4 protein-coding genes are annotated in these 3,371 nt (G+C 71.4%); 3 read left to right on the top strand and 1 reads right to left on the bottom strand.

The genetic code is table 11. The features are described 5' to 3' along the window. Positions 1-300 precede the first annotated feature (300 nt). Complete coding sequence (msrA, locus tag AB0H32_RS47475; protein ID WP_361135700.1) at positions 301-822, top strand: peptide-methionine (S)-S-oxide reductase MsrA; 522 nt, start codon at positions 301-303, stop codon at positions 820-822. Between the two features lie 378 nt (positions 823-1,200). Continuing rightward, entirely contained in the window at positions 1,201-1,392 is a 192-nt protein-coding gene (locus AB0H32_RS47470) for a hypothetical protein (RefSeq protein WP_361135697.1), read from the top strand. Positions 1,393-1,426: 34 nt separating this feature from the next. Here the strand turns inward: AB0H32_RS47470 and AB0H32_RS47465 are convergent, their stop codons facing one another. After that, on the bottom strand, positions 1,427-2,959 hold the full coding sequence (locus tag AB0H32_RS47465) for a carboxylesterase family protein (RefSeq protein ID WP_361135694.1): 1,533 nt from the start codon (positions 2,957-2,959) through the stop codon (positions 1,427-1,429). Between the two features lie 257 nt (positions 2,960-3,216). Here AB0H32_RS47465 and AB0H32_RS47460 point away from each other — a divergent pair. Then, positions 3,217-3,371 (top strand): GntR family transcriptional regulator (locus AB0H32_RS47460; protein WP_361135703.1); only part of this gene is annotated, 155 nt, incomplete at its 3' end.

The following is a 3,371-nucleotide window of genomic DNA, read 5'->3' as shown; positions in this document are numbered from 1 at the left end:
GAGATGCGTGCGGCGTGGGGAGTGGGGGAGGATGTTGGACGATGGAGGGTGCCCGTCACCGGACTGCCCCCCGTGGTCGCTTTCACTTGGGCGCTCGCCGCCGACACAGGCCTCGTCATCTCCTTCTCGATAGCCGCGGGCCCGACACCGGGCCGGGACGGGGGAACCGTGTGACCGCACGGGCGCCGGGGCCCCGGACGCCCCGAGGGAATACCCCGAGGCGGTTATACGCTGGATCAACGTGAGAACCGGCACGTCAACAGCCGTGCCGGAGCACGGCCAAGGACGAGGGAGCGACCGATGACAGCGGGAACCGAGCGAGCCGTACTGGCGGGCGGCTGTTTCTGGGGTATGCAGGACCTGATCCGCAAGCAGCCGGGCGTGCTGTCCACACGCGTCGGGTACAGCGGCGGAGACACCCCGAACGCCACGTACCGCAACCACGGCGACCACGCCGAGGCCATCGAGATCCTCTTCGATCCCACGGCCACGAGCTACCGGGACGTCCTGGAGTTCTTCTTCCAGATCCACGACCCGACGACGCAGGACCGCCAGGGCAACGACATCGGGCGCAGCTACCGGTCCGCCATCTACTACACCGACGAGGAGCAGCACCGCATCGCCTCGGACACGATCGCGGACGTCGAGGCGAGCGGGCTGTGGCCGGGGAAGGTGGTCACGGAGGTCGAGCCCGTCGGCGACTTCTGGGAGGCCGAGCCGGAGCACCAGGACTACCTGGAGCGCTACCCGAACGGCTACACCTGCCACTTCCCGCGCCCGAACTGGAAGCTGCCGCGCCGAGCCTCGTCCACGACGAAGTAGCTCGTCCGCGACCAGTCGTCCGCGACCAGTCGTCGGCATCGAAGTAGCCCGTCCGTGACGAAGGGCTGGTCCGCGACGAAGCAGTTCGTCGCGGACGATCGAAAGGCAGGGCGGAGCACGGCACTTCGGCGGACGGACGGCCGGGCGGCCCGCTGAAAAGGGTGGCCCGCCGTCCGGTCCGCTCAGTACGGTGAGCCGGTGTGTCTCTACCCCATGGCCTGCTACAAACTGCACTACGCGTGCGTGTCGTGCCGTGTCAGTTTCAAGCGGCATCCGAGTCCCCGTGGCGAGCACCGGTGCCCGAACTGCGACCGGACCCTCCGGTGCGCCGGACACGACTTCGCTCCACCGCCCAGGCGGGACGCCCGCCGCTGGTCCGTGGTCGCTGCGGTCCTGGGCGAAGGGCTGCGCTACGAGGGCCTGACGGCGTGCGGGTGCGGCAAGGAGCCGAAGTACCGTCCGCGCACGCGTGCCGACCTGCGGGCGCGTCGGACCGTTGCCACGCGGGACGGGCTGCCGTTGGCGGAGACCCTGTCCCGGCCGGACCCGCTGACACCGGCGTCCCGCTGACCCCGCACCTCTGGCCGTCGGCCGGCGGCGGCGATCAGAGCAGCGGCAGTGGTGACATGCAGTGGTCCTGCCAGATGAGGCGCGAGGTCTCCTCCGGGTAGACGGTGACGGCCGGCCGGGTGTCGAAGAGCTGGGTGAGGCGTTCGCCGATGTCGTAAGGCGCCCAGCCGGGATCGCCGTGGGCGGCGAACGCGGTCCACGCCGTGCGCATGCGCGCGGACAGCTCCTCGGCCGCGGGGGAGGGGGCGTCACCGATCAGCGCCGCGGGCTGGCCGCTGCTCAGGTTGCCGAACACCAGCGGTACGTCGAGGCCGTGGCAGGCGCCGAGGACGCCTCCCATGCCCGGGGCGGGCCAGGACAGTTCATAGACGTGGGCGCGTCCGCCGCCGGTGACCTGCGCGTGGGCGAGGTGGAGGCTCGGCATGCGGAACAGCCAGTCCGAGGTGACCAGTTCGTACAGCTCGTCGGGGCCGGCGGCCGGGAAACCGTCACGGTAGCGGCGTGCGCCGTCCGGGCCGGGGGCGAACACACGCAGCGCGGTCGCAGCATGCTCCTCCGTCACCTGGCCGAGCATGCCGTCGAGCGCGGTCAGCAACCGCTGCTCGTCACGGGTGTGCCCGACGACGAGATCGACGTCCCGGCCCGCCCCCTCGGCCAGGGCCTGCCAGGGGACGACGGGCAGGACGTCGCCGTCGACGACGGGCGAGAACGGAATCGACCGGTGAGCGACGGGACCCCAGCGCTCGGCGAACGAGGCGGACTTGGCGGTGATCGCGTCACCGGCGGCGGGCAGCCGGTTCGGGGCCACCCCCGACAGGTCGGCCGCCGTGGGCCGTAGACCCAGCTCGGCCGCGCAGGCGGTGGCGATGTCTGTGGCGAGCGCCGGTGAGAAGTACGTCCCCGGAACGCTCTGAGCGATCGCCCGGCGGAAGAGCCCGGCCGCACGCGGCATCGCCCCCAGCGCGGCGACCGACCCCGCGCCGGCCGACTGGCCGAAGACCGTGACCCGGTCCGGGTCGCCCCCGAACCCCCGGATGTTGTCGCGCACCCACTCCAGTGCGGCCACCTGATCGAGCAGGCCCCGGTTGGCCGGAGCTCCCTGGAGGTGGGCGAAGCCCTCGATTCCCAGGCGGTAGTTGAGGGTCACCACGACGACACCGCCCTCGCGCGCGAGGCGGGCCCCGTCGTACTCGGGGAGGCTGGACATGCCGATGCTGTAGGCGCCGCCGGGAATCCACACCATCACCGGAAGCCCTGCTCCCGGGTACGGCTCGGGCGACCAGACGTTGACCGTCAGCCAGTCGTCGCCCGCCGAGTCCCGGGACAGCGCGTCCATGCCGAAGTGACCGGCCTGCGGAGGCGGCGGGCCGAACGACGCGGCCGTGCGTACGCCGTCCCAGTGCCCGACCGGCTGCGGTGCGGCGAAACGGAGCCGGCCCACCGGCGGCTCGGCGAACGGAATCCCCCGGAAGACCGCCAAGCCCTCTTCCCTCCTGCCGCGCAGCGCTCCTGCGCCGGTACGGACCTCGGGCTCGGAGCCGCTCGGCTCGCACGCGGCAGTCTCCATCACAGTTCCTTCCCAGGCAGGGAGAACGCCTCCACGGACGGCGTCGTAGGTACCGGGATCATCCCGCCGAGGTGAGATCGAGAGCCAGCGAATTATGGAGCGCGGCCGCTGCACAGGAGGCTGCCCATGCGGCCCATCTGTCCCCCGTACGCGCAGAGTTGAACGGTGGGAACCCCGCATCGACCGTGCCGGAGCCGTTGACTCCGACGCCCCGTACTGGTTGAGTGGCTCATCCACTGAGCCACTGGGAGGACGGCGTGGAGGCACTGCCCCGCGAAACCATCGTCGATGTGCTGGAAGGCCGTCTGCGCGAGGACATTCTCAACGGACGCCACCCTGCGGGCAGTTATCTGCCGCCGGAGCGCACGCTCGCCGACGGTTACGGCGTCACGCGCACCACCCTCAAGCACGC

It is taken from the genome of Streptomyces sp. NPDC020362 (assembly GCF_040642095.1).
Taxonomy (GTDB): domain Bacteria; phylum Actinomycetota; class Actinomycetes; order Streptomycetales; family Streptomycetaceae; genus Streptomyces.
The sequence above is the reverse complement of the archived record's forward strand: the minus strand, read 5'-3'. Positions and strand labels throughout refer to the sequence as shown.